The organism is Rhodococcus sp. BP-349, from assembly GCF_019835845.1.
Classification (GTDB): Bacteria; Actinomycetota; Actinomycetes; order Mycobacteriales; family Mycobacteriaceae; genus Rhodococcoides.
The window spans coordinates 746417-771640 of record NZ_JABUDR010000003.1; the positions used below are offsets into that span (position 1 = coordinate 746417).

Sequence of the window (25224 nt, forward strand, 5' to 3'; positions counted from 1 at the left end):
TAGGGTCTTCCGACGTGGACGCGACCGATTCTCCCTATCTCGCAGGGCTCGATCTGGCCGGTCGTCGCGTGGTCGTCGTCGGTGGGGGCAGTGTCGCGCAGCGGCGGCTCCCGCTGCTGGTGTCGTGCGGCGCGAAGGTCGTCGTCATCACCCGCGAGGCCACCCCGGCCGTCGAGGGCATGGCGAGCTTCGGTCAGATCGCACTGGAACTGCGCGACTATCGGGACGGCGACCTGCACGAGGCCTGGTACGCGATCGCGTGCACCGACGAGGCCGAGACCAACGCGGCGATCGTCGCGGAAGCGGCGCGCTCCCGGATCTTCTGCGTGCGCGCGGACGTGGCGAGGGACGGCACGGCGGTCACGCCCGCCAGCGCGGAGTACGACGGTCTGACCGTCGGTGTGCTGGCGAGCGGAGAACACCGACGGTCCGCCGCCGTGCGCAACGCCGTGCTCGACGGGCTCCAGTCCGGGGCCATCGCGGACGCGCCGGAGAAGTCGATCGCCGGGGTCGCGTTGGTGGGCGGCGGACCGGGAGACCCGGACCTCATCACCGTGCGGGGACGCCGACTGCTCGCGCGCGCCGACGTGGTGGTGGCCGACCGTCTCGCACCACCCGAGCTGCTGGCCGAACTGGGACCGCACGTCGAGGTGATCGACGCGTCGAAGATCCCGTATGGCCGGTTCATGGCGCAGGAGGCCATCAACGACGCGTTGATCACGCATGCCCGCGCCGGCCGGTTCGTGGTCCGACTCAAGGGCGGCGATCCCTACGTCTTCGGCCGCGGATACGAGGAACTCGAGGCGTGCACCGCAGCGGGCATTCCCGTCACCGTCGTTCCCGGCATCACCAGCGCCATCTCGGTGCCGTCCGCCGCCGGTATCCCGGTCACCCATCGTGGCGTCACGCACGAGTTCGTCGTCGTCAGCGGTCATCTGCGCCCGGATCACCCGGACTCGCTGATCGACTGGCCGTCCCTGGGCCGGCTGCGCGGCACCATCGTGCTGCTCATGGCGGTCGAGCGCATCGGAGCCTTCGCGGACGTGCTCGTCGAGAACGGGCGCGCCGCTGACACGCCGGTCGTGGTGGTCCAGGAGGGCACGACGCGGTCGCAGCGGGTGGTGCGGGCAGATCTGACCTCCGTCGCCGAGCGGGTGCGCGCAGAGAACGTGCGGCCACCGGCCATCATCGTCATCGGACCGGTGGCGGGGTTCGACGCCGCGGCCGTGATCGGGGCAGCCTCGTGACCCGGCCCATGACCTATCCCGTCACCGAGCGGGCCTTCGGGCTCGCGATCATCGCGCTCAGCGGTATGCAGCTGATGGCCGTGCTCGACGGCACCGTGGTCAACCTTGCTCTCGCTCCGCTGCAGGCCGAACTCGGCCTCAGCGATGCCGGTCGCAACTGGGTCGTCTCGTCGTACGTCCTGGCCTTCGGCGGGCTCATGCTCCTCGGCGGTCGCATGGGCGACGCCTTCGGGCGCAAGCGCATGTTCCTGGTGGGAGTCGCGCTGTTCACGGTGGCGTCCGCGGCCTGCGGCCTCGCGCAGAACGAGGCGATGCTGGTGCTGGCCCGCGTGATCCAGGGCGCCGGCGCCGCGGTCGCGTCACCCACCGCGTTCGCGCTGGTGGCCACCACCTTCGCGCCCGGTCCCGTCCGTAATCAGGCCATCGCCATCTACGCGGCCATGACCGGCGTCGGCTCCTTCTCCGGTCTCATCATCGGCGGCGCGCTCACCGAGGTCTCGTGGCGGTGGATCTTCCTCATCAACGTGCCGATCGGACTCGCGATCCTGGCACTGGGATGGCGCGCGCTCACCGAGACCGCCGGCGAGCGGGCGCCCCTCGACGTGCCGGGGGCGATCCTTGCGACGCTCGGATCCACCGGTGTCGTGTTCGGCATCGTCGAGGGTCCGGAGCGAGGCTGGACGGACGTCGTCACCCTCACCGCGATCGTCCTCGGTCTGTTCCTGCTGCTCGCGTTCCTCACCGTCGAGCGGCGTGCCAGGAACCCCCTGCTGCCGTTCGAGCTCTTCCGCGACCGGGACCGCGTCGCCACCTTCGTCGCCATCTTCTTCTCCGGTGGCGCCCTGTTCGCGATGACCGTGATCGTCGCGGTGTTCGTCCAGGACGTGTTGGACTACAGCCCGCTGCGCGCCGGCATCTCGTTCATCCCGTTCGGTGGCGGCATGGCGCTCGCCGCCGTCGCGTCGTCGTGGCTGGCGCCGCGGGTCGCACCACGCTGGATCATCGCGACCGGCGCGGTTCTCACCGTCGGGTACCTGATCTTCGCGTCGACCATCACGGTGGAGTCGACGTACTGGAAGAACCTGTTCCTGCCCATCGGTGGCATCGGTTTCGGTGTCGGACTGGCCGTCATCGCTCTCCCGCTGTGTGCGATCGCCAATGTCGACCAGAAGAACATCGGGCCCCTCACCGCCATCTCGCTCGTCGCGCAGAACCTGGGCGGCCCGCTCGGCCTCGCCGTGGTCAGCGCCATCGCAGCGTCGAAGACGCTCTCACTGGGCGGTCGGACGGGCTCTGCCGTCGGGATGACCCGTCCGGAGATCGTCGCACTCGGAGAGGGCTACACGTTCGCTCTTCTCGGCTGCGCCGTTCTCGCCGCGGTCGCCGCCGTCTCGGCGTTGTTCATCCGCTACAGCGCGGCCGACGTCGCCCAGGCCAAGGCAGCCCAGGACGCGGTTCACCGCTGACGGTCTGCGGGCAGGTCCGCCTCGTTCGCCGCCGCGCGCCCGGACTCCCATCCCGCGAGGTCCAGCCGGGGCCCACGGACCGACCGGGTGGCCGGGAACAGTCGCTCGACCTCGGCCTCGACGGCCACCGTCTGCGTCGCCAGCATCGGCAGCAGATCGCCGGACCGCCGACTCGCCTCCTCGAGGGCCAGCGCGTCCGACTCGGCGAGGCGTTCACCCAGCCGCACGGCGTAGGCCCACAGGAACGCGGTGTCGAACCCGGATGCCGCCTTCTTCCGCCGAGCCGGTCGGGGAGCGCGAGCCAGAGCGCGCGCCGCCTGCACCGAGAGGGAGGTGAAGAGCATCTCGGTCTGCTCCACGTCGACGGGTGCACCCACCACCGTCGCGAGGGCGTGATCGTTGTCCCAGACCACCCGGGTGCGGTTGACCGTCGCCACCACGTGCAGCAACTGTGCACGCGCATCCGCGTGCGGATTGTCGACGTGCACACGCCTGCTCACGACGTCGGTCCGGCCCTCGGCGAGCACGAGGGTGTCGACGGAGTACTTCGTCATCAGTTCCTGCGCCTTCGCGGTGAACGCATCGGCCTCCTCCTCGAATTCGGTCGAGTCCGCCTTGGCGAGAAGCCCCCTGATGCGCCCGAGCATGCCGGACCCGACGACGGTGTCGGGCGGCAGCAGGCGTGCAGTCCGGGCCGACGGCCACTGCGACGGCAGCGCGCCGATCCGGGTGAGTCGGGGCAGGCTCTGCCACCGCCCGAGCAGCGTGAGCACGGCGATCCACTGGTCACTGACGGCGATGTAGTCGGACGCACCGCCGAGGCGCAGACGCGCGGCGAGCAGGCTCGGAGACGCGTCGACGGGCGACTCGACGTCCGGGCGCAGCGCCCGGATCGCCTCGACCTGGCGCACCCAGCTCTCGGGCGCGCGCGAGGTGGCGTCGGAGAGCTCGGCCTCGTGCAGGAGCGCGGCGGCTGCGAGTCCGGTGACTTCGGCCGTGCAGTGGCGGCGGACGACGTGCAGCAGGTCGAGCGGTTGCCACCCCTCCTCGTACAGCGCCGTGATCGTGGACAGGAGCGTGACGGATCCCTGAGCGAGGGGATCCGCGTCGGTGCAGGCGACCAACTGGTCCGCGACGTCGTCCACCACGCGTTGCGAGGCGGTGCGACCGACGGCGGCATCGGCGCCGCGCTGCAGCAGTTCCGGGACCGGGTTCATTCGGTCAGCACGATCACCTCGGTCGGCGATGCGACCTCGGCTCGGAGTCCTGCACGGACGGCGACCGCGGCGACGGCCCGTGCGCTCGTGGGTTCCGCGCGGGTGACGGTCAGCGCCCGTGCCAGCAGTCCCTTGTGATGCTTGTTGAAATGGCTGACGACGGTGCGGGATCCGTCGGGTTGCTCGGTGAGCACGGTGGCGGTGACCGCACCGGGTACGGGACCCAGGTCGCGGTAGATTCCCGAGCGCAGATCGACGACGAGACCGTCGGCCGCGGCGGTGACCGCCGCGGGCAGCACCGGCTTCCACAGGGCGCGGAGCGTGGGGAGCCCGGGCAGTGCGGACCCGCCCGAGAGCCGGTACGCCGGAACCGGATCGTCCGCTCGCACCGCACCGAAGAGGGCGGACCCGATCGCGAGGCGCTGCCGAGCCTTGGCCTTCTGCGCCCGGGTGAACGATGCCGCGTCCAACGCGTCGAACAACACTCCGGTGTAGCGCTCGAGAGCCGGTCTCGTCGCCGAGACCGTCAGGGCCGCATTGCGCTCGATCTCGTCGTCCTGCTTCGGCGAGAGTCCCAGGGCCGTGCGGGAGGCCGCGGGATCGTCGGCGAGGGACACGAGAGCGTTCACCAGCGTCGATCGGACGTCGGTGAGCTGCGGAAGCCACAGCCGGTCGAGATCGAGCGGATCACCGCGGCCGCCCGCGGACTTGGTTTCGGACGGTGGCAGAAGAACGAGCACGGCAGGAACGGTACCGACACACCCACGGACTAGGCTGTGCGCCTGTGATCACCCGTCTGTCCCACCTGTTCCTGCGCACGCTCCGCGACGATCCCGCCGATGCCGAGGTACCGAGCCACAAGCTCCTGGTGCGCGCCGGCTACGTCCGCCGCATCGCTCCCGGTGTGTACTCGTGGCTGCCGCTCGGGCTCCGGGTGCTGCGCCGCGTCGAGCAGGTGGTGCGCGAGGAGATGAACGCGATCGGTGGCCAGGAGATCTCGCTGCCGGCGCTGCTGCCGCGCGAACCGTACGAGGTGACCAACCGCTGGACCGAGTACGGCGACGGGCTGTTCCGGCTCAAGGATCGCAAGGGCGTCGACATGCTGCTCGGGCCGACGCACGAGGAGCTCTTCGCGCTGACGGTCAAGGGGGAGTACAGCTCCTACAAGGACCTGCCGGTCACGCTGTACCAGATCCAGACCAAGTACCGCGACGAGGAGCGTCCGCGGGCCGGCATCCTGCGCGGCCGTGAGTTCGTCATGAAGGACTCGTACTCGTTCGATCTGGACGAGGCGGGTCTGAAGACGTCCTACGAGGCCCACCGCGAGGCGTACCAGCGAATCTTCGAGCGCCTCGGTGTCAGCTACGTCATCGTCGCGGCCACGTCCGGGGCGATGGGCGGGAGCGCGTCCGAGGAATTCCTCGCGGAATCGGTCGTCGGCGAGGACACGTACGTGCGGTGTGTCGAGTCCGGGTACGCCGCGAACGTCGAGGCCGTCACGACGCCGGCTCCGCCGTCGATCCCCCTCGAGGGCCTCCCGCAGCCGACGGTGTACGAGACCGGCGACACCCCGACCATCGCGACGCTCGTCGACTGGGCGAACGGCGCCGATCTCGGCCGCACGGTCACCGCGGCGGACACGCTCAAGAACGTGCTGCTCAAGACGCGCATCCCCGGTGGCGAATGGGAACTGCTGGCCATCGGCGTTCCCGGTGATCGCGACGTGGACGAGAAGCGCCTCGAGGCATCTCTCGCCCCCGCCGAGTTCGTCATGCTGGGCGACGCCGACTTCGCGGCCAATCCGTTCCTCGTCAAGGGGTACATCGGCCCGAAGGCATTGCAGGACAACGGCGTGCGTTACCTCGTCGACCCGCGCGTCGTCGACGGCACGGCGTGGATCACCGGGGCGAACGAGAAGGGCAAGCACGTCGTCGATCTGGTCGCGGGCCGCGATTTCGTCGCGGACGGCACCATCGAGGCCGCCGAGGTGCGCGACGGTGATCCTTCGCCGGACGGCCGCGGTGCCCTGGTGTCCGCTCGCGGCATCGAGATCGGCCACATCTTCCAACTCGGCACCAAGTACACCGACGCCTTCGCGGTCGACGTCCTCGGTGAGAACGGCAAGCCGACCCGCCTGCTCCAGGGTTCGTACGGCGTGGGTGTCTCCCGCCTGGTGGCTGTCATCGCCGAGCAGATGCACGACGACAAGGGTCTGCGGTGGCCCGCGTCCGTCGCACCCGCCGACGTGCACATCGTCATCGCCAACAAGGACGTGGGCGCGCGCGAGGGTGCGGAGGCACTCGCCGTCGAACTCGACGCGCACGGTCTCGAGGTGATCCTGGACGACCGTCCCAAGGTGTCGCCCGGTGTGAAGTTCAAGGATTCCGAGCTCATCGGTGTTCCGCTCGTCGTCGTCCTCGGTCGCGGCTGGGCCGACGGTACCGTCGAGTTGAAGGACCGATTCACCGGTGAGGCGCGTGACGTTCCGGCCGAGTCGGCGGGCCGGGAGGTCCTGCGCGCGGTCGGGCGACCCGTGTGAGCACCTCGTCGTCGAGCGAGTCTCTCCCTGCTGTCCTGGCCAGGCTCGTCGACGCTCGGCGCGTCCTGCTGATCGCGCCGACGCACGGCCGGTCGGCCGCTCTCGCGGCCGATGCGGTCGGCGAGCGCGGATCTGTCGTGGTGCTCGCCGCGGACGAGAGTGTCGCGGCCGTCCGGGCCGACACGAACGTGGCGCGAGGTCGGGTGGAGATCGTCGCCGGGGAACCCGCGGGATCGTTGCCACAGCTCCGCACGGACGACGACACGACCTTCGGAGTGGTGTCCGCCGACGTCTCGCAGGTGAGCGCGGCCGAGGCGGTGCAGTACCTGGAGTGGGCGCTGGTGCTCGGTCGACCCGGGACGGCCGTGGTGGTCACCGGGGATGCCGACGGCGCCACGTGGACTGCGGTGCACGACATGGTCGACGGTCACCCACGGCTGGCGGCGGCGTCGTGGACCGGCGGCGATGCCGTGATCGTCGCCGCGGTGACCGACCAGCGCTGACCGGCGACCCGGCCCGCGGAGGGGTCAGACGGCCGGTGTTCCGGGGAACGCCACCGTCGACGGGAAGATGCCGAGGATGGCCTTCCACGCCGAGGCGCGCCGTGCGGAGTCCGTGAGGGCGACGATGCCGATGTCACGAGTGTGTCCGGACTGGGCGCGTTCGATCACCGACCGCCAGGCGATCGCGGCATCGTCCTCGACCTGCGCGGCGAGTTGGGCGGCCGCCACCGCGTCCGTCACCGGGAACGGCACCGTGTAGCCGGCTGCGGGCTCCGGTGCGGTGACGCTGGCCGCGGTCAGGGCATCGATCGTGCCGTCGCGTCGTGCACGGTGATCGGCGGCGTACTGCGCGACCATCGGGTCGCGGGTGGGGTTCGAGAATGCAGCGATGAGTCCGTACGCGAAGACGGCGGCGAACTCGACGTTCAGCGCGTCCACGAGGGCCTGCTGTTCGGGGCCGAGATCACTCATCCGGCCACCGCCGCGGACGCCAGTGTGCAGGCGGCACTGATCGACCCGAGCAGGCCCGCGCGGTAGCCGGACAGTGCGCGCGCGTCGTCGGCGGCGCTGCGGCCGGCGTCCGACAGGGACGCGGACAAGTCGGTGAGTGCCGGGGCGGGCACCTGCTCCGGCTCGGCGGTGCGGGTCGCCGCCGCGGCGGTACCGGACACCGTGGGCGGGGGAGTGAGACGTGCGACCTCGGTGTCGAGTGCCTCGGCATGGGCGGTTCGCTGATCGGCGATCACGGTGAGCGTGTCGACTGCCGTCGGGTTCTGGGCGATCGCGGCCGTCGCGGCGGCGGCGTCCCGGCGAGCCCGCGTGGCGTGTGCCGCGAGCGGATCGGGCTGCGCCGCGTCGTCGTCCTGCGCCCCGTCCGAGCACGCGACCGTCGAGGCGAGGATCGCGGTGCCGACGACGGCTGCTCCGGCGCCGCGCAGGACGGTGCGCCGCGAGAGCGTCGAGAGGGTGCGGCCGTGCAGGACGACCGGTCGGTGCGGAACTGTCGGTGGCACTCGGTCATCGTGCCAGACACGGGCATGGTCGCCGCGCCGGACACGAGGGCGCTCGATGCGAGGACACAGCGTGTCGTCCGACGCGCCCCGATCGCGGTATCGTTGCACCTTCCCAGTTCGCCGGTGGCGAGTTGTACAACTTCAGCGAGGAGTGGTCGAGCGATGCCGGTTCCATCCAGGGAGAGGGTCGTCGCACTGCTCTCGGCACACGTGGCGGGCCCGGGATTCACGGACGGCGACCTCGACCTCGAGGACGTCACCGTCTCGAAGGCCGGGGCACACAGTGTCGTGAAGGTGATCGTCGACCGGGATTCCGGGTTCGAGCTCGACGCGCTCGCGCGACTGAGCCACGAGATCTCCGACATCCTGGATGCGGCAACCGAATTCGGGGACACGGCGTACAACCTCGAGGTGACCACCCCGGGTGTCGACCGACCCCTCACCGACCCTCGCCACTGGCGTCGTGCGCGCGGTCGGATGGTCACCGTCGCGCTCGGGGACGAGACGATCGACGCCCGTGTCGGGGAGCTCAGGACCCCGGAGGACGGGACAGTCGAACTGGACCTCGTGCTCCGCTCGCGCACCGGTCCTACGCTGCGCACCGTGCCGCTCGACGCGGTCACGTCGGCCACGGTGCAGGTGGAGTTCAAGAAGCCGAACCCTGCGGAGCTCGAGATGGCGGGCGGCGTCACGCCCGGACGCTTCGACCCGCTCGACCCGCCGGAGGAGCCCGTCTCCGGTGACGAAGACGACGACACAGACGACGAAAGCCGATAACGACGTGAACATCGACATGACTGCCCTCCGCGCGATCGAGGCGGAGAAGGGCATCACCATCGACGCGGTGATCGAGACGCTGCAGAGTGCGCTGCTCACCGCGTACAAGCACACGGCCGGTCACCGGTCCGACGCCTACATCGACGTGAATCGCAAGAGTGGCGAGGTCCGCGTCATGGCACGCGAGACCGACGAGAACGGGAACTTCGTCTCCGAGTGGGACGACACTCCCGAGGGTTTCGGCCGCATAGCCGCGACCACCGCGCGTCAGGTCATCCTGCAGCGACTCCGGGACGCCGAGAACGAGAAGTCGTTCGGCGAGTACTCGACGCACGAGGGCGAGATCGTCGGCGGTGTCATCCAGGCCGACGCACGACTGAACGCACGCGGCACGGTCGTGGTGCGGATCGGCAGCGACTCCGAGGGCGTGGACGCGACCATCCCGCCGGCGGAGCAGGTGCCCGGTGAGACGTACGAGCACGGCGATCGCATCAAGTGCTACGTCGTGGGCGTCACCCGCGGTAATCGCGGCCCGCAGGTCACCCTGTCGCGGACGCACCCCAATCTGGTCCGCAAGGTGTTCGCGCTCGAGGTGCCGGAGATCGCCGACGAGTCCGTCGAGATCGTGTCGGTGGCCCGCGAGGCGGGACACCGGTCGAAGATCGCCGTGCGCACCTCGGTATCGGGTCTCAATGCCAAGGGTGCGTGCATCGGTCCGATGGGCCAGCGTGTCCGCAACGTCATGAGCGAGCTGGCCGGCGAGAAGATCGACATCATCGACTACGACGACGACCCCGCCGCGTTCGTGGGGAATGCGTTGTCACCGTCGAAGGTTGTCTCCGTCACGGTCGTCGATGCGGCCGCACGTGCAGCGCGCGTGGTGGTGCCCGACTACCAGTTGTCGCTCGCGATCGGCAAGGAAGGTCAGAACGCACGGCTCGCCGCGCGCCTGACCGGGTGGCGTATCGACATCCGGAGCGACGCCGCGCCGACCGAGGACGATCACTGAGTCGGCGTGCGCGAGCGGGCGACGTTCCGAACCGGACCGAATCCGCGTTAGACTGTGACACGGCTCGACACGCGTTGTCCGACGACACCGCGTCCGCACCTGCTGGACCGGTGCGTACGTGCGTAGGATGCAGACAGCGCGAGTCGCCTTCCGCCTTGGTGCGGATCGTCGCCGGCGTCTCCGACACCGGCACGATCAGCGCCGTGGTCGATCATCGCCGCAGACTGCCCGGCCGGGGTGCATGGTTGCATCCCGACGCGAACTGTCTGCAGCAGGCGGAGCGACGTCGAGCCTTCGGGCGTGCCTTGCGTGTGACCGGTCCGCTGGACCTGTCCGCGCTTGCCCGGGAGCTCGCACCGTGACGGTGCGAGCCACCCTCGATCGACCGGCCGAACGGTCGCGGCACCTCGCCGCGCCACGAGGAGAACAGGTACACGAATTCATGAGCACACCGTGAAGCACCGACGATGAACATCGTTTCGAGATAACCCGAGGTCGTGCGGGCGCCTGCCATAGGAGCCGCGCTCGACCTCTCAGTGAGGAGAGCAGTGGCAGGCAAGGCCCGCGTGCACGAGTTGGCTAAAGAACTCGGTGTCACCAGCAAGGATCTACTCGCTCGGCTGAAAGAGCAGGGCGAGTTCGTGAAGTCGGCGTCGTCGACCGTGGAAGCACCGGTCGCGCGACGTCTCCGTGAGTCGTACCCGTCCGCGTCCGGCGACGCGGCACCGTCCACCGGCACCCGTCCGTCCGGAAACGGCGCAGGCCCGAAGCCGGGCGGCCCCCGCCCCGGTCCGAAGCCCGCTCCGGCCGCCCCCGAGGCACCGGCTGCAGCAGCACCCGAGGCGCCCGCCGCGCAGGCTCCGGCCCCGTCGGCGCCCGCCGCCCCGGCACCCGCTGCCCCGGCTCCGACACCCGCAGCACCGGCCGCTCCCGCGGCACCGGCTGCTCCTGCGGCCCCCGCCCCCGAGGCACCCGCAGCGTCGGCACCCGCCGCGCCCGCCGCTCCCGGCCCCAAGCCGGGACCGAAGGCACCGCGCGTCGGCAACAACCCCTACTCGTCCGCACCTGTCGAGCGCCCCGCGCCGCGTCCCGCACCGGGACAGGCGGGTCCTCGACCCGGTGCCCCGCGCCCGGCTCCGGGCCAGGGCGGACCGCGTCCGGCCGGCGGCGCACCCGCTCAGGGCGGAGCAGGTCGTCCCCCCGCAGGTCAGGGTGGACCGCGTCCCGGTGGGCCGCGTCCCAATCCCGGCTCGATGCCTCCTCGCCCGAACCCCGGCGCCATGCCGAGCCGTTCGGCTCGTCCGGCTCCCGCAGCGGGTGGCCGTCCGGGTCGCCCCGGCGGCGCACCGGGCGGTCGTCCCGGTGGTGCCGGTGGCGGCGGCTACCGCGGTGGCGGCGGCGGAGCTCCCGGGGCTCCCGGTGCCGGCGCACCTGCCGGTGGCGGCTTCCGTGGTCGTCCCGGCGGCGGTGGCCGTCCGGGCCAGCGCGGTGCCGCGGCAGGCGCGTTCGGTCGTCCCGGCGGCGCCGTCCGTCGTGGCCGCAAGTCGAAGCGGGCGAAGCGCGCCGAGTACGAATCGATGCAGGCCCCCGCAGTCGGTGGCGTGCGGTTGCCCCGTGGCAACGGTGAGACCATCCGTCTCGCCCGCGGCGCGTCGCTCTCGGATTTCGCGGACAAGATCGATGCCAATCCCGCGGCTCTGGTCCAGGCGCTGTTCAACCTCGGCGAGATGGTGACAGCGACTCAGTCGGTCAACGACGAGACGCTCGAACTGCTCGGCGGCGAGATGAACTACGTCGTCCAGGTCGTGAGCCCCGAGGACGAGGACCGCGAACTGCTGAACTCGTTCGACCTCACCTACGGCGAGGACGAGGGCGGCGAGGACGAGCTCGAACAGCGTCCCCCCGTGGTCACCGTCATGGGTCACGTCGACCACGGCAAGACGCGACTGCTGGACTCGATCCGTAACGCCACCGTGCGTGAGGGCGAGGCCGGTGGCATCACGCAGCACATCGGTGCCTACCAGGTCCTCACGGAGCTCGAGGGCAACGAGCGTCTGGTCACCTTCATCGACACCCCCGGTCACGAGGCCTTCACGGCCATGCGTGCCCGTGGTGCGAAGGCCACCGACCTCGCGATCCTCGTGGTCGCGGCCGACGACGGCGTCATGCCGCAGACGGTCGAGGCGATCAACCACGCCCAGGCAGCAGACGTGCCGATCGTGGTCGCGGTCAACAAGATCGACAAGGAAGGCGCGAACCCGGACAAGATCCGGCAGCAGCTGACCGAGTACGGCCTCATCGCCGAGGAGTACGGCGGCGACACGATGTTCGTCGACATCTCGGCCAAGCAGGGCACCAACATCGATGCCCTTCTCGAGGCAGTGCTGTTGACGGCCGACGCGGCGCTCGACCTGCGCGCCAACCCGGACATGGACGCACAGGGTGTCGCCATCGAGGCGCACCTCGACCGTGGTCGCGGACCGGTGGCCACCGTGCTCATCGCTCGCGGAACCCTGCGTGTCGGCGACTCGATCGTCGCCGGCGATGCCTACGGCCGCGTCCGTCGCATGGTCGACGAGCACGGCGAGGACGTCATCGAGGCGCTCCCGTCGCGTCCCGTCCAGGTCATCGGCTTCACGTCGGTGCCGGGTGCCGGTGACAACCTGCTCGTCGTCGACGAGGACCGCATCGCCCGTCAGATCGCGGACCGCCGCAACGCTCGCAAGCGCAACGCGCTGGCAGCGAAGTCGCGCAAGCGGATCAGCCTCGACGATCTCGACGCCGCACTGAAGGAGACGTCGCAGCTCAACCTGATCCTGAAGGGCGACAACTCCGGCACCGTGGAGGCCTTGGAAGAGGCGCTCGTCGGTATCGCGATCGACGACGAGGTCGAACTGCGCGTCATCGACCGCGGCGTCGGTGGTGTCACCGAGACCAACGTCAACCTGGCGTCGGCGTCCAACGCGATCATCATCGGCTTCAACGTCCGTGCCGAGGGCAAGGCGACGGAACTGGCGAACCGCGAGGGCGTGGACATCCGGTACTACTCGGTGATCTACCAGGCGATCGACGAGATCGAGAAGGCCCTCAAGGGTCTGCTCAAGCCGGTCTACGAAGAGGTCACGCTGGGCCAGGCCGAGATCCGCGCTCTGTTCCGTTCCTCGAAGGTCGGAAACATCGCCGGTTGCCTCGTCACCTCGGGTCTGGTGCGCCGCAACGCGAAGGCTCGACTGCTGCGTGACAACAACGTGGTCGCCGAGCTCGTCACCATCTCGTCGCTCCGGCGCGAGAAGGAGGACGCCACCGAGGTCCGCGAGGGCTACGAGTGTGGTCTGACGGTGACGTACTCCGACATCAAGGTCGGAGACGTCGTGGAGGCGTACGAGCTTCGCGAGAAGCCGCGCGACTGATCGACGAGAACGTACGGGTGTGGCCCGCGGCATGTCCGCGGGCCACACCCGTTCGTCGAAGACGGTGTCCGACCCTGCTATCGATGAGGTGCTCGTGTTTCTCGGTGCTCTCGAACTCGACATCCTGCTCGGCGACGTACATTCGCTGAAGGAGAAACGTTCGGTGATCAAGCCCGTCGTCGCTGCCCTGCAGCGCTTCGGTGTGTCGGCCGCCGAGACCGGGGAACAGGAGCGTTACCGTCGTTCGATGGTGGGTGTCGCCATCGCCACCGGGGACGTCGCCCACCTGCACGAGGTACTCGACTCGTGCGAGCGACACGTGGCCGAGAGGCCGGAACTACAACTACTCGCAGTTCGGCGCCGAGTGTTCGGGCCCGAGGACTGATGGACGAAGGAGACGCATCGTGGTGGACCAAGCCCGCGCTCGTAAACTGGCCAAGCGCATCGGTGCGATCGTCGCGACGGCCATCGATCACGAGATCAAGGATCCGCGGCTGTCGTTCGTGACGGTCACCGACACCAAGGTGACCCCGGACCTGCACGACGCCACCGTCTACTACACCGTGCGCGGCGAGACACTCGACGCGGAACCCGATTTCCAGGCCGCCGCACTGGGTCTGGAGAAGGCCAAGGGCGCTCTGCGCACCAAGGTCGGTGCCGGTACCGGTGTGCGCTTCACCCCGACGCTGACCTTCCGTGCGGACACGGTGCCCGACACCGCGCGCCACATGGAGGAACTGCTCGAGCGTGCCCGCCAGATCGACGACAAGGTGGCTCAGGCCGCTGCGGGGGCGCAGCCCGCCGGTGATCCGGATCCGTACAAGGTGCCCCGAAGCGACACCGACGAGCTCTGAGACCCCGGTGACCGACACGCTGCGCGCAGACATGCAGAAGGCCGTCCGTCTTCTCGAGGACGCCCGGACGGTGACTCTGCTGTGCCACGTGCAACCCGACGCCGACACCATCGGCAGCGCGCTCGCCCTGGCCATCGCGCTCTCGCGACGCGGCGCGCAGCCGACCGTGTCGTTCGCGGCGCCCGCCTCGTTGCCCGAATCGATGATCGGCCTGCCGGGAGCAGAGTTCCTGGTGCCGCCCGCCGAGGTCCCGACGGACGCGGATCTGGTGGTCACCGTGGACGCCGGCAGTCGAGGCAGGCTCGGGTCACTCGGTGACCGGTTGGACGGCGCCGTGTCCCTGGTCGTCGACCATCACCGGTCCAACACCTTCTACGGCACGCATCACGTGATCGACGCGAGCGCGGAGTCCACCACCGCGGTGGTCGCCGTGCTGTTCGACGAGTGGGGCGTCGAGATCGACCGGGACCTCGCGCACTGCCTGTTCGCCGGCCTCGTGACCGACACCGGATCGTTCCGCTGGGTCCGGCCGGGCTCCCACCTGCTGGCCGAGCGACTTCTCGCGACCGGGATCGACGGCGCCGCCATCTCGCGTCGCCTGCTCGACACGCATCCCTTCGCCTGGTTGCCGATGCTGGGTGCCGTCCTGGGCTCGGCCCGCCTGGTGCCGGACGCGGCCGGTTCCCGTGGGCTCGTCTACGCGATCGTGCGACTCGAGGACTCGCGCGGACTGCGTCCCGAGGAGATCGAGAGCGTCGTGGACATCGTGCGCACCACTGCGGAGGCCGAGGTGGCCGCAGTGTTCAAGCAGAACGAGGCGGGCTGGGCCGTGTCGTTGCGCGCGAAGAGCGCCGTCGACGTCTCCGTCGTGGCCTCCGCGCTCGGTGGGGGCGGCCACAAGTTCTCCGCCGGCTACACCGCGACGGGCGCGATCGAGGACAACGTCGACGCCCTGGTCGCCGCGCTCGGGTGACCGACCGCTCCGCCGTGGACGGGCGGGTGTCCGCCCGCACCCTGTTCGGCCTCGCGTTCCCCGCGCTCGGCGTCCTCGTGGCCGAGCCGCTGTACCTGCTCTTCGACTCCGCCGTCGTGGGTCGACTCGGTGCGCTCCCGCTCGCGGGTCTGGCCGTCGGTGGCCTCGTTCTCGCCCAGGTCAGCACGCAGCTGACGTTCCTCTCCTACGGGACGACCGCTCGCGCGGCCCGGTTGCACGGTGCCGGCCGGGACGACGACGCTCGCAACGAGGGTGTCCAGGCCACGTGGCTCGCAGTGGTGCTGGGCCTCCTGCTGATCCTGGTGGTCCAGCTCTTCGCGAACCCGATCCTGTCGGTGTTGGGCGGCGGGGGAGAGATCACCGCCGAGGCCACCACGTGGCTCCGGGTCGGCGTGCTCGGCACCCCGTTGATCCTCGTCACGCTCGCCGGGAACGGGTGGATGCGCGGCGTGCAGGACACCGTGCGGCCGTTGCGGTACGTGGTGGCGGGGCTCGCGCTGTCGGCCGTGCTGTGCCCCGTCCTCGTGCACGGTCTGATCGGCGTTCCGGCATTGGGCCTCGTCGGATCCGCCGTGGCCAACGTGATCGGTCAGGCGGTTGCGGCGACGCTGTTCGTCTCCGCCCTGATGCGCGGGCCGCGGACCCGCTCGCTCCGGCCGGATCTCGCGATCATCCGCCGCCAACTCGTCCTCGGCCGGGATCTCGTGCTCCGCTCGTTCGCCTTCCAGGCCTGCTTCCTCTCCGCGGTGACCGTGGCGTCCCGCTTCGGCGCCGGTGCGGTCGGGGCTCACCAGGTGGTCCTGCAGTTGTGGAATCTCGTCGCGTTGATGCTGGACTCGTTGGCCATCGCCGCGCAGTCCCTGGTCGGCGCCGCGCTGGGAGCCGGCCGTGGCCGCGCCGCGTCGATGCTGGCCTCGCGGGTGACCGCGTGGTCCGTCGGTTTCGCCGTGGTGCTCGCCGGACTGTTCGCCGCTACCCACACGGTGATCCCGCCGCTCTTCACGTCCGACTCGTCGACCCTCACGAGCATCGACGGGATCTGGTGGTTGTTCGTCGCGCTCATCCCCGTCGCCGGCATCGTGTTCGCTCTCGACGGTGTGCTGCTCGGGGCCGGTGATGCCGCCTTCCTGCGGAACGCAACTCTCGCGAGCGCCGTCGTCGGATTCCTGCCGCTGATCTGGCTCGCGGCGATCCTCGACTGGGGGTTGCCGGGAATCTGGGTGGGCCTGATGGTGTTCGTCAGCCTGAGAGCGGTCTCCGTGGTCTGGCGGACCGCGTCGGGCGCCTGGATCAGAACGGGGACCGATACCGTCGGGAGCCGAACATCAACCGCAGAAGGGTCGTGAGTGTGCCAGCCAAGTTGTGGGCCGTCAGCGACATCCACGTCGGTCACAAGGGCAACCGGCCCGTCACCGAGGCCATCGAACCGGAGAGCCCCGAGGACTGGCTGATCGTCGCCGGAGACGTGTCGGAGAAGACGGACGACATCCGCTGGGCGCTCGCCGAGCTGAAGTCCAAGTTCGACACCGTGATCTGGGTGCCGGGAAACCACGAGCTGTGGACCACGGTCAAGGATCCCGTGCAGATGCACGGTGAGGCGCGCTACGACTACCTGGTCACGATGTGCCGCGAACTGGGTGTGCTGACGCCCGAGGACCCGTTCCCGGTGTGGGAGGGGGAGGTCGGGCAGGCCGGAGGCCGGTCGGGATATTCGGGCCCTGTCACGCTGGTGCCGATGTTCGTGTTGTACGACTACTCGTTCCTGCCCGCGGGCACCACGAACAAGCTCGACGGTCTGGCGCTGGCGCGCAGCCGCAACGTGGTGGCCACCGACGAGTTCCTCATCACCCCGACGCCCTACGCGTCCCTCGACGCGTGGTGCGCGGCGCGGCTGGCGATCACCGAGAAGCGGTTGGCCGAGGTGGACACCTCGATCCCGACGGTGCTGATCAACCACTGGCCGCTGGTGCGGCAGCCCACCGAGGTGCTGTTCTATCCCGAGTTCGCCCTCTGGTGCGGAACCACGGCGACCAAGGACTGGCACACCCGCTACAACGCCCTGTGTGCGGTCTACGGCCACCTCCACATCCCACGGACGACGTACTACGACGGCGTCCGGTTCGAGGAGGTGTCGGTGGGCTACCCGCGCGAGTGGAAACGCCGCGGACTCCCGGATCAGGTGCTGCGACAGATCCTTCCGGTCCCCGAGTACCCGCCGGGATCGTTGAACAAGTTCGGCGGCCACTTCACGGTCACGCCGGAGATGGAAGCGGAAGTGGAGAAGATGCGAGCGGAGAAGCGACTGTGACGACGGCACGAGAGACCTCCCTGCTCGGCGGGCTGCTCGCGCGCGGCGTCGTCGCCGAGGAGCTGTTCGAGGATCCGCCCGGTCTCACCCCGCACCCCCGCGAGGCGCATCTCGTGGAGAAGGCCGTCGACAAGCGCAAGCGCGAGTTCACCTCGGCGCGGCACTGCGCCCGACTCGCGATGGGTCGGCTCGGACTCGAGCCCGGTCCGATCCTGCGCGGCGAGATGGGATCGCCGGTGTGGCCGGGCGGCGTCGTCGGCTCGCTCACGCACTGCGACGGCTATCGCGCCGCCGCCGTGGGCTACGCGTTGCAGGTCCGCTCGGTGGGCATCGACGCGGAACCGCACGAACCGCTGCCGGACGGCGTGCTGAAAGCCGTGAGCATCGAGGCCGAGCGTGAGGTCCTGGCCACCCGCACCGACGACGAGGTGCAGTGGGACAAACTGCTGTTCTGCGCGAAGGAGGCGACGTACAAGGCCTGGTACCCGCTGACAGGGCGGTGGCTCGGATTCGAGGACGCGCACATCACCTTCGAGCGTGATCCCGACTCGGCGGGACGCTCGACCATCACCGGTACCTTCCGCTCCCGGCTGCTGGTCCCCGGCGACACCACCAGCGGCGCACCGCTCACGTCCTTCGACGGGCGCTGGGCCGTCTCCGACGGCCTCGTCGTCACTGCGATCACGGTCTTCTGACGGCCGGCCTCCGGCCTACCCGCCTTTCTGACGGCCGGCCTCCGGCCTTCCCGCCTTTCGGACGGCCGGCCTCCGGCCTTCCCGCCTTTCGGACGGCCGGCCTCCGGCCTTTGCGCGCATCTGACAGACTTCTCCCTCGTGCCAGCTCACCCCAAACCCCCCACAGGACTCGACGGCGCCGGACTTCTGGTGGTGGACAAGAGTGGCGGAGTCACCAGCCACGACGTGGTCTCCGCCTGTCGCAAGGCCTTGAAGACGCGCCGCGTAGGACACGCCGGCACGCTCGATCCCATGGCGACGGGGGTGCTGGTACTCGGTGTCGAGCGGGCGACCAAGATGCTGGGTCTGCTGTCGCTGACCACCAAGGAGTACACCGCGACCATCCGCCTCGGTGCCGCCACCACCACCGACGACGCCGAGGGCGACACGGTGTCGACGGCGGACGCGAGTGGGGTGACGGACTCCGGGATCGACGACGCCGTCGCCGCGCTGACCGGGAAGATCAGTCAGGTCCCGTCGAGTGTCAGCGCCATCAAGGTGGACGGCAAGCGTGCCCACGCTCTCGTTCGGGAGGGCGAGGACGTCGTGCTCGAACCGCGCACTGTCACCGTCTCCCGCTTCGACGTCCTGGAGCGTCGCCGGGGGAGCGATGTGATCGATCTGGACGTGCACGTGGAGTGCTCGTCCGGAACCTACGTGCGGGCGCTCGCGCGCGACCTCGGCGCGGCCCTGGGCGTCGGCGGTCACCTGACCGCGTTGCGGCGCACCCGAGTCGGACCGTTCACGCTGGAACACGCCCGCACCCTCGACGAGCTGCGGGACGACCCGCGCGTGAGCCTCGACATCGATGCCGCCGCCCGCACGGCGTTCCCGCACCGGACGGTCACGTCGGACGAGGCCGAGTCGTTGAGCCAGGGACGCTGGCTCGACCCGATCGGGTTGCCCGGCATCTATGCGGCACTGGACGAGGACGGCCACACCATCGCCCTGGTGCAGGAACGCGGCAAGCGGGCGAGCACCGTGATGGTCGTGCGGCCGGCCACGCTGCGACCCTGAGCTCGGACGTCAGTCCGTCGTCATCCAGATCGCCTCCGCGGCAACGTGACCGAGGTCCAGGACCGTGTCGGCCACCTGCACGGACACGGTCCCGGCGAAGTCACGGCGCTCGACCATCGTGATCGACAGGTCGAGGGTGATGCCGAGGGAATCGAAGTACCGCAACATGTCCGGATCCGAGTCGGAGATGCGGGTGACGTGGCCCCTCTGGCCCGCGACGAAATCGCTGAGAGGCACCGCCGGCGGCGCCGGAATGGTGCCGTCGATGGTGGGAATGGGATCACCGTGCGGGTCGCGCGACGGTCGACCGAGCTTGGCGTCGATGCGCTCGACGAGCAGGTCCGACACCGCGTGTTCGAGCACCTCGGCCTCGTCGTGCACCTCGTCCCAGCCGTAGCCCATCTCCTCGACCAGCCAGGTCTCGATCAGCCGATGCCTGCGGACCATGCCGATGGCGGCGCGGCGCCCGGCCTCGGTGAGCGTGATGGACCCGTAGCGGGCGTGGTCGACCAGGCCCTGATCGGCGAGTTTGCGTACCGCCTCGGAGACCGTGGACGGCGAGACGCACATCCGGGAGGCGAGCATCTTGGTGCTCACCGGCTCGTCGGAGTACTCGCTCGCGGTCCAGATGACCTTGAGGTAGTCCTGCGCGACGGTGGAGAGGGCAGGGGCTGGCACGCCGACAGCTTAGCCGTCGGTGCGCCCGACGTGACCGGTCGATCGTCGGCCCGTAGGCTCCAGGTCGTGGAGAGATGGCGAGGTCTCGACGATGTCCCGGCCGACTGGGGCAGATGTGTTCTGACGATCGGCGTGTTCGACGGCGTACACCGCGGCCACGCCCAATTGATCGACCGCGCCGTGACATCGGCTGCGGCACGCGGAGTGCCGAGCGTGCTCATGACCTTCGATCCCCACCCGATGGAAGTGGTGCGTCCGGGTAGTCACCCGGCCCAGCTGACCACCCTCACCCGGCGCGCCGAACTGGCGGAGGAGCTGGGCATCGACGTCTTCTGCGTCATGCCCTTCACACCCGAGTTCATGAAGCTCACCCCCGATCGCTACATCCACGACATTCTCGTCGAACGGCTGCACGCCGCCGAGGTGGTGGTGGGGGAGAACTTCACGTTCGGCAAGAAGGCCGCCGGCAACGTCGACATGCTCCGGTCCGCCGGCACGCGGTTCGGGTTCGCGGTCGACGGTGTCACGCTCCTGGCCGAGGAGTCGGTCACGTTCTCCTCCACCTACATTCGCGCGTGCGTCGACGCCGGTGACGTCGCGGCCGCCGCCGACGCGCTCGGGCGACCCCACCGAGTCGAGGGCGTGGTGGTGCACGGTGACGGCCGTGGCCGCACCATCGGCTACCCCACGGCCAACGTCAAGCCGCCCATGCACGCCGCCATCCCGGCGGACGGGGTGTACGCATCGTGGTTCACGGTGCTCGGTCCCGGTCCGATCATGGGTACCGTGACTCCCGGAAAGCGTTGCCGCGCAGCGGTGTCGGTGGGGACGAACCCGACCTTCTCCGGACGCACCCGCACCGTGGAGGCGTTCGTCCTGGACGGCGACGCCGATCTCTACGGGCAGCACGTCGCGGTGGACTTCGTCGAGCGTCTGCGCGGCATGGAGACGTTCGCCTCGGTGGACGAGCTGATCGCGCAGATGGATCTCGACGTCGACCGCGCCCGTGACATCCTCGCTGCCCTGGAGGCCTGAATCCGACGTGTCGTTCGCAAGTACGACGCTGAGGTAGGATCGACGACTGTTGTTCGCTGCGGTCCGCGGCGGCTGCAACACCGCGCCCTCGGGTGCGGCACCATCCACGCGCGGACGGCACTGCATCAGGAGTTTCACTGTGGCTTTGACCACCGAACAGAAGAAGCAGATCCTCGGCGAGTACGGCGTCCACGAGACGGACACCGGATCGCCGGAAGCGCAGGTGGCCATGCTCACCAAGCGCATCCAGGATCTCACCGAGCACCTCAAGGTGCACAAGCACGATCACCACTCGCGTCGCGGCCTGCTGCTGCTCGTGGGTCGTCGTCGTCGTCTGCTCAAGTACGTGCAGAAGGTCGACGTCGCGCGGTACCGCTCGCTGATCGAGCGTCTGGGACTGCGTCGATAATTTCCGTCATGGTTCACGCGATCGCGCCGGCGAGGCAGCCCACGGCTGTTCCTCGTCGGCCGTTCGTCGTGGACCGGTAGTGTCACACCAGTACTCCCTTTCCGGGAGTACGGAGCACCACAGGTAGGCCGCCGACTCGGCGGTGAGCACCATCAGCCGTTCGTCCCCGACACACGTCGCGGTGTCGGTCTTCGGTAGTGGTCTCTCGGTTTCCGGACGCGCGAACGCGACCCGGCCCGGGGGACTTCGATCGTGGGCCGCCTCCGCTCGCACGTCGACTCGGGGACGCCGCACCGAACCACCGGGTTCGGGTGCGCGCCCGGGTGGGCACGGCGAAGACGAGAGGACGAGAAGACTTCCATGTCAGAGACCACCACGAACACCGCAGCGGCCACCGAGGTCGACGAAGGCGTGTTCGAGACCACCGCCGTCATCGACAACGGGTCGTACGGCACCCGCACCATCCGCTTCGAGACCGGCCGGCTGGCCAAGCAGGCCGCCGGCGCCGTCGTCGCGTACCTGGACGACGAGACCATGCTGCTCTCGGCCACCAGCGCCTCGAAGCACCCCAAGGATCACTTCGACTTCTTCCCGCTCACGGTGGACGTCGAGGAGCGGATGTACGCCGCCGGCCGTATCCCCGGATCGTTCTTCCGTCGTGAGGGACGCCCCAGCACCGACGCCATCCTGACCTGTCGCCTGATCGACCGGCCGCTGCGTCCGACGTTCGTGGACGGACTGCGCAACGAGATCCAGGTCGTCATCACCGTGATGAGCCTCGATCCCAAGGACCTGTACGACGTCGTGGCCATCAACGCCGCGTCGGCGTCCACCCAGCTCGCGGGCCTGCCGTTCTCCGGCCCCATCGGCGGCGTCCGTGTCGCTCTGATCGACAAGCAGTGGGTCGCGTTCCCCACCAACGAGCAGCTCGAGAAGGCCGTGTTCAACATGGTCGTCGCCGGCCGCGTCGTCTCGGGCACCGGCGCGGACGCCGACGTCGCGATCATGATGGTCGAGGCCGAGGCGACCGAGAAGGTCATCGCCCTCATCGAGGACGGCGCGCAGGCGCCCACCGAGGCCATCGTGGCCGAGGGCCTCGAGGCCGCCAAGCCGTTCATCGCATCGCTGTGCGAGGCGCAGAAGCAGCTCGCCACGGCGGCCGCCAAGCCCACCGGCGACTTCCCGCTCTTCCCCGCGTACCAGTCCGACGTGTTCGAGGCTGTCGAGGGTGCGGCGCAGATCCCGCTGAACGAGGCACTCACCATCGCCGGCAAGACCGAGCGTGAGAGCAAGCTCGACGAGGTCAAGAACCAGATCCTGACGAGCGTGGGCGACCGGTTCGAGGGCCGCGAGAAGGAGATCGGCGCAGCGTTCCGCTCGTTGACCAAGAAGCTCGTGCGTCAGCGCATCCTGCGCGACCAGTTCCGCATCGACGGCCGCGGCATCACGGACATCCGTGAGCTCTCCGCCGAGGTCGCCGTCATCCCCCGCGCCCACGGCAGCGCGTTGTTCGAGCGCGGCGAGACCCAGATCCTGGGCGTCACCACTCTCGACATGGTCAAGATGGCCCAGCAGATCGACTCGCTCGGACCCGAGACCAGTAAGCGCTACATGCATCACTACAACTTCCCGCCGTACTCCACCGGCGAGACCGGACGCGTCGGGTCGCCGAAGCGTCGCGAGATCGGCCACGGAGCCCTCGCGGAGCGCGCGTTGCTCCCCGTGCTGCCCAGCCAGGAGGAGTTCCCCTACGCCATCCGTCAGGTCTCGGAGGCGCTCAGCTCGAACGGCTCCACGTCGATGGGCTCGGTCTGTGCGTCGACCCTGGGCATGCTCAACGCCGGTGTGCCGCTGAAGGCACCGGTCGCCGGCATCGCCATGGGTCTGGTCTCCGACCAGGTCGACGGCGAGACCCGCTACGTCGCCCTCACCGACATCCTCGGTGCGGAGGACGCGTTCGGCGACATGGACTTCAAGGTCGCCGGCACCCGCGAGTTCGTCACCGCTCTGCAGCTGGACACGAAGCTCGACGGCATCCCGTCGCAGGTTCTGGCCGGTGCGCTGTCGCAGGCCAAGGACGCGCGCGTCACGATCCTCGACGTCATGGCCGAGGCCATCGACGCCCCGGACGAGATGAGCCCGTACGCGCCGCGCGTCACCGCGATCAAGGTCCCCGTGGACAAGATCGGCGAGGTCATCGGGCCCAAGGGCAAGATGATCAACTCGATCACCGAGCAGACCGGCGCCAACATCTCGATCGAGGATGACGGCACCGTCTACGTCGGTGCTGCGGACGGCCCGTCCGCACAGGCCGCGATCGACATGATCAACGCCATCGCGAACCCGCAGCTGCCCAAGGTCGGCGAGCGGTTCCTCGGAACCGTCGTCAAGACCACGGCATTCGGCGCGTTCGTCTCGCTGCTCCCGGGCCGCGACGGCCTGGTGCACATCTCCAAGCTGGGCAGCGGCAAGCGCATCAACAAGGTCGAGGACGTCGTCAGCGTCGGATCGAAGCTCCGCGTGGAGATCGCCGACATCGACAACCGCGGCAAGATCAGCCTCGTCCCGGTCGAGGACGACGCGGCAGCCGCCGCGCCGGCCGACGATCAGGTCGCCACCTCCGACGAGGTCAGCGCTGAGTAAGAAGTACACGAACGCGGCGGCGCGGTCTGCGGAGCTCTCGGGCTCCCGGCCGCGCCGCCGTGTGCGTACACCCGAACCGTCCGGCGTCCGCCGCACGGTGTTGCCGGGCGGCGTCCGCGTCGTCACGGAGTTCGTTCCCGGCGTGCGGTCCGCCTCGGTCGGCGTCTGGGTCGCTGTCGGTTCGCGCGACGAGGGCCGCACGGTCGCCGGTGCCGCGCACTTCCTCGAGCACCTGCTGTTCAAGGCCACGCCCACCCGCACGGCTCTGGACATCGCGCAGGTCATGGACGGTGTCGGCGGTGAGCTCAACGCCTTCACGTCCAAGGAGCACACGTGCTTCTACGCGCACGTGCTCGACGAGGACCTGCACCTCGGACTCGACCTGGTGGCGGACGTGGTGCTCCGCGGTCGCTGCCGTGCCGAGGACGTCGATGTCGAGCGGCAGGTGGTGCTCGAGGAGATCTCGATGCGCGACGACGATCCCGAGGATCTGCTCGGTGACGCGTTCCTGACCGCGCTGTTCGGCGATCATCCGATCGGCCGTCCCGTCATCGGCTCGGTGGAGTCCATCGAGGCCATGACGCGGAATCAACTGCACTCGTTCCACACTCGGCGCTACACCCCGCCGCGCATGGTGGTGGCGGTCGCCGGCAACGTCGACCACGACGACGTGGTGGCGGGGGTCCGCCGCAGTTTCGCCGACCGCATCGCCGGTGCCGCAGAACCGGCACCGCGGCGCGGGGGAGCCGGTCGCATCACCACGCGTCCGGCTCTGAGCCTGACGACGCGGGACAGTGAACAGGCGCACCTGTGCCTGGGGGTGCGGGCGTTCGGACGCCACGAGGGTCACCGCTGGGCACTCTCGGTCCTCAACACCGCCATCGGTGGTGGGCTCAGTTCACGCCTGTTCCAGGAGATCCGGGAAGAACGCGGTCTCGCCTACTCGGTCTACTCGTCCGTCGACACGTTCTCCGACACGGGCGCGTTCTCGGTGTACGCCGGATGCCAGCCCGAGAATCTCGGGGAGGTCACCTCGGTGATCCGCGACGTGCTCGCGTCCGTGGCCACCGATGGCATCACCGACGCGGAGTGCGCTCGCGCCAAAGGATCCATGCGCGGCGGACTGGTTCTGGGACTGGAGGATTCGGGTTCGAGGATGAACCGGATCGGTCGCAGCGAGCTCAACTACGGCGACCACAGGTCGGTCGAGGAGACACTCGCGCGCATCGATCAGGTGACCAACGACGAGGTCCGCGACGTAGCCCGGACCCTGCTGGCGCGGCCCATGGCGGCTGCGGTGGTCGGGCCGTTCTCGAAGGTGACGAAGCTCCCGGCCTCCGTACGCGGAGCCGTGGCCGGGAGCTGAGGCGT

Annotated in this window: 24 protein-coding genes; 19 read left to right on the forward strand and 5 right to left on the reverse strand. The window is 69.6% G+C overall.

Going from position 1 to position 25224, the window contains the following annotated elements; all coding sequences use genetic code 11:
• Window positions 1-14 precede the first annotated feature (14 nt).
• The gene (gene cobA, locus HQ325_RS19880) at window positions 15-1247 is read left to right on the forward strand and encodes a uroporphyrinogen-III C-methyltransferase (RefSeq protein ID WP_222631954.1); all 1233 of its coding nucleotides are present in this window, start codon (window positions 15-17) and stop codon (window positions 1245-1247) included.
• Window positions 1248-1255: 8 nt separating this feature from the next.
• On the forward strand, window positions 1256-2713 hold the full coding sequence (locus tag HQ325_RS19885; RefSeq protein ID WP_222631955.1) for an MFS transporter: 1458 nt from the start codon (window positions 1256-1258) through the stop codon (window positions 2711-2713).
• Here HQ325_RS19885 and HQ325_RS19890 read toward each other — a convergent pair.
• Window positions 2704-3930 carry a DUF2786 domain-containing protein gene (locus tag HQ325_RS19890; RefSeq protein WP_222631956.1) on the reverse strand — a complete coding sequence of 409 codons (1227 nt, stop codon included), beginning with the start codon at window positions 3928-3930 and terminating at the stop codon, window positions 2704-2706. The genes HQ325_RS19885 and HQ325_RS19890 overlap by 10 nt on opposite strands.
• A complete protein-coding gene (gene yaaA, locus HQ325_RS19895; RefSeq protein WP_222631958.1) occupies window positions 3927-4670 on the reverse strand; it encodes a peroxide stress protein YaaA in 744 nt (247 codons plus the stop codon). The genes HQ325_RS19890 and yaaA overlap by 4 nt, the downstream gene beginning before the upstream one ends.
• A gap of 44 nt (window positions 4671-4714) precedes the next feature.
• On the opposite strand from yaaA, the gene HQ325_RS19900 reads away from it, so the two are divergent.
• Together HQ325_RS19900 and HQ325_RS19905 are read left to right on the forward strand one after the other, a co-directional pair.
• The gene (locus HQ325_RS19900; RefSeq protein WP_222631960.1) at window positions 4715-6469 is read left to right on the forward strand and encodes a proline--tRNA ligase; all 1755 of its coding nucleotides are present in this window, start codon (window positions 4715-4717) and stop codon (window positions 6467-6469) included.
• Entirely contained in the window at window positions 6466-6972 is a 507-nt protein-coding gene (locus HQ325_RS19905) for a hypothetical protein (protein ID WP_222631962.1), read from the forward strand. Before HQ325_RS19900 ends, HQ325_RS19905 begins: the two co-directional genes overlap by 4 nt.
• A 24-nt stretch (window positions 6973-6996) precedes the next feature.
• Here HQ325_RS19905 and HQ325_RS19910 read toward each other — a convergent pair whose 3' ends face one another.
• Together HQ325_RS19910 and HQ325_RS19915 are read right to left on the reverse strand one after the other, a co-directional pair.
• Window positions 6997-7443: a ferritin-like domain-containing protein gene (locus HQ325_RS19910; RefSeq protein WP_222631964.1), complete on the reverse strand. Its 447-nt coding sequence runs from the start codon at window positions 7441-7443 to the stop codon at window positions 6997-6999.
• A complete protein-coding gene (locus tag HQ325_RS19915) occupies window positions 7440-7985 on the reverse strand; it encodes a hypothetical protein (protein WP_308014641.1) in 546 nt (181 codons plus the stop codon). The genes HQ325_RS19910 and HQ325_RS19915 overlap by 4 nt, the downstream gene beginning before the upstream one ends.
• 162 nt (window positions 7986-8147) lie before the next feature.
• Between HQ325_RS19915 and rimP the strand changes: the two genes are divergently transcribed.
• The 11 genes from rimP (at window position 8148) to truB (ending at window position 19088) form a co-directional block, all read left to right on the forward strand.
• The gene (gene rimP, locus HQ325_RS19920; RefSeq protein WP_222631966.1) at window positions 8148-8762 is read left to right on the forward strand and encodes a ribosome maturation factor RimP; all 615 of its coding nucleotides are present in this window, start codon (window positions 8148-8150) and stop codon (window positions 8760-8762) included.
• Between the two features lie 4 nt (window positions 8763-8766).
• Complete coding sequence (gene nusA, locus HQ325_RS19925) at window positions 8767-9771, forward strand: transcription termination factor NusA (protein ID WP_222632622.1); 1005 nt, start codon at window positions 8767-8769, stop codon at window positions 9769-9771.
• Window positions 9772-9929: 158 nt separating this feature from the next.
• Window positions 9930-10133, forward strand: a complete 204-nt coding sequence (locus HQ325_RS19930; RefSeq protein WP_374107260.1) for a YlxR family protein — start codon at window positions 9930-9932, stop codon at window positions 10131-10133.
• Between the two features lie 186 nt (window positions 10134-10319).
• On the forward strand, window positions 10320-13181 hold the full coding sequence (gene infB, locus HQ325_RS19935) for a translation initiation factor IF-2 (protein WP_222631970.1): 2862 nt from the start codon (window positions 10320-10322) through the stop codon (window positions 13179-13181).
• A gap of 94 nt (window positions 13182-13275) precedes the next feature.
• Window positions 13276-13566, forward strand: a complete 291-nt coding sequence (locus tag HQ325_RS19940) for a DUF503 domain-containing protein (RefSeq protein WP_027505078.1) — start codon at window positions 13276-13278, stop codon at window positions 13564-13566.
• A gap of 19 nt (window positions 13567-13585) precedes the next feature.
• Entirely contained in the window at window positions 13586-14035 is a 450-nt protein-coding gene (gene rbfA / locus HQ325_RS19945) for a 30S ribosome-binding factor RbfA (RefSeq protein ID WP_027505079.1), read from the forward strand.
• 31 nt (window positions 14036-14066) lie between these two features.
• The gene (locus HQ325_RS19950) at window positions 14067-15008 is read left to right on the forward strand and encodes a bifunctional oligoribonuclease/PAP phosphatase NrnA (RefSeq protein ID WP_222632624.1); all 942 of its coding nucleotides are present in this window, start codon (window positions 14067-14069) and stop codon (window positions 15006-15008) included.
• The gene (locus tag HQ325_RS19955) at window positions 15005-16375 is read left to right on the forward strand and encodes an MATE family efflux transporter (protein ID WP_308014640.1); all 1371 of its coding nucleotides are present in this window, start codon (window positions 15005-15007) and stop codon (window positions 16373-16375) included. Before HQ325_RS19950 ends, HQ325_RS19955 begins: the two co-directional genes overlap by 4 nt.
• A gap of 2 nt (window positions 16376-16377) precedes the next feature.
• Window positions 16378-17337 carry a metallophosphoesterase gene (locus tag HQ325_RS19960; RefSeq protein ID WP_222631973.1) on the forward strand — a complete coding sequence of 320 codons (960 nt, stop codon included), beginning with the start codon at window positions 16378-16380 and terminating at the stop codon, window positions 17335-17337.
• A 20-nt stretch (window positions 17338-17357) separates the two neighbouring features.
• Window positions 17358-18032: a 4'-phosphopantetheinyl transferase gene (locus HQ325_RS19965; protein ID WP_222632627.1), complete on the forward strand. Its 675-nt coding sequence runs from the start codon at window positions 17358-17360 to the stop codon at window positions 18030-18032.
• A 138-nt stretch (window positions 18033-18170) separates the two neighbouring features.
• Window positions 18171-19088 (forward strand): tRNA pseudouridine(55) synthase TruB, encoded by a 918-nt coding sequence (truB, locus tag HQ325_RS19970; protein ID WP_222631975.1) that lies wholly within the window; start codon window positions 18171-18173, stop codon window positions 19086-19088.
• A 9-nt stretch (window positions 19089-19097) separates the two neighbouring features.
• On the opposite strand, the gene HQ325_RS19975 is transcribed toward truB, so the two are convergent.
• A complete protein-coding gene (locus HQ325_RS19975) occupies window positions 19098-19766 on the reverse strand; it encodes a metal-dependent transcriptional regulator (protein ID WP_308014639.1) in 669 nt (222 codons plus the stop codon).
• Window positions 19767-19832: 66 nt separating this feature from the next.
• On the opposite strand from HQ325_RS19975, the gene HQ325_RS19980 reads away from it, so the two are divergent.
• The 4 genes from HQ325_RS19980 (at window position 19833) to HQ325_RS19995 (ending at window position 25219) form a co-directional block, all read left to right on the forward strand.
• The gene (locus HQ325_RS19980) at window positions 19833-20801 is read left to right on the forward strand and encodes a bifunctional riboflavin kinase/FAD synthetase (RefSeq protein ID WP_222631976.1); all 969 of its coding nucleotides are present in this window, start codon (window positions 19833-19835) and stop codon (window positions 20799-20801) included.
• 139 nt (window positions 20802-20940) lie between these two features.
• Window positions 20941-21210: a 30S ribosomal protein S15 gene (gene rpsO, locus HQ325_RS19985; protein WP_027505086.1), complete on the forward strand. Its 270-nt coding sequence runs from the start codon at window positions 20941-20943 to the stop codon at window positions 21208-21210.
• A gap of 360 nt (window positions 21211-21570) precedes the next feature.
• Entirely contained in the window at window positions 21571-23853 is a 2283-nt protein-coding gene (locus HQ325_RS19990) for a polyribonucleotide nucleotidyltransferase (RefSeq protein WP_056445309.1), read from the forward strand.
• Between the two features lie 61 nt (window positions 23854-23914).
• A complete protein-coding gene (locus HQ325_RS19995; protein ID WP_222631977.1) occupies window positions 23915-25219 on the forward strand; it encodes a pitrilysin family protein in 1305 nt (434 codons plus the stop codon).
• The last annotated feature ends 5 nt before the right edge of the window (window positions 25220-25224 follow it).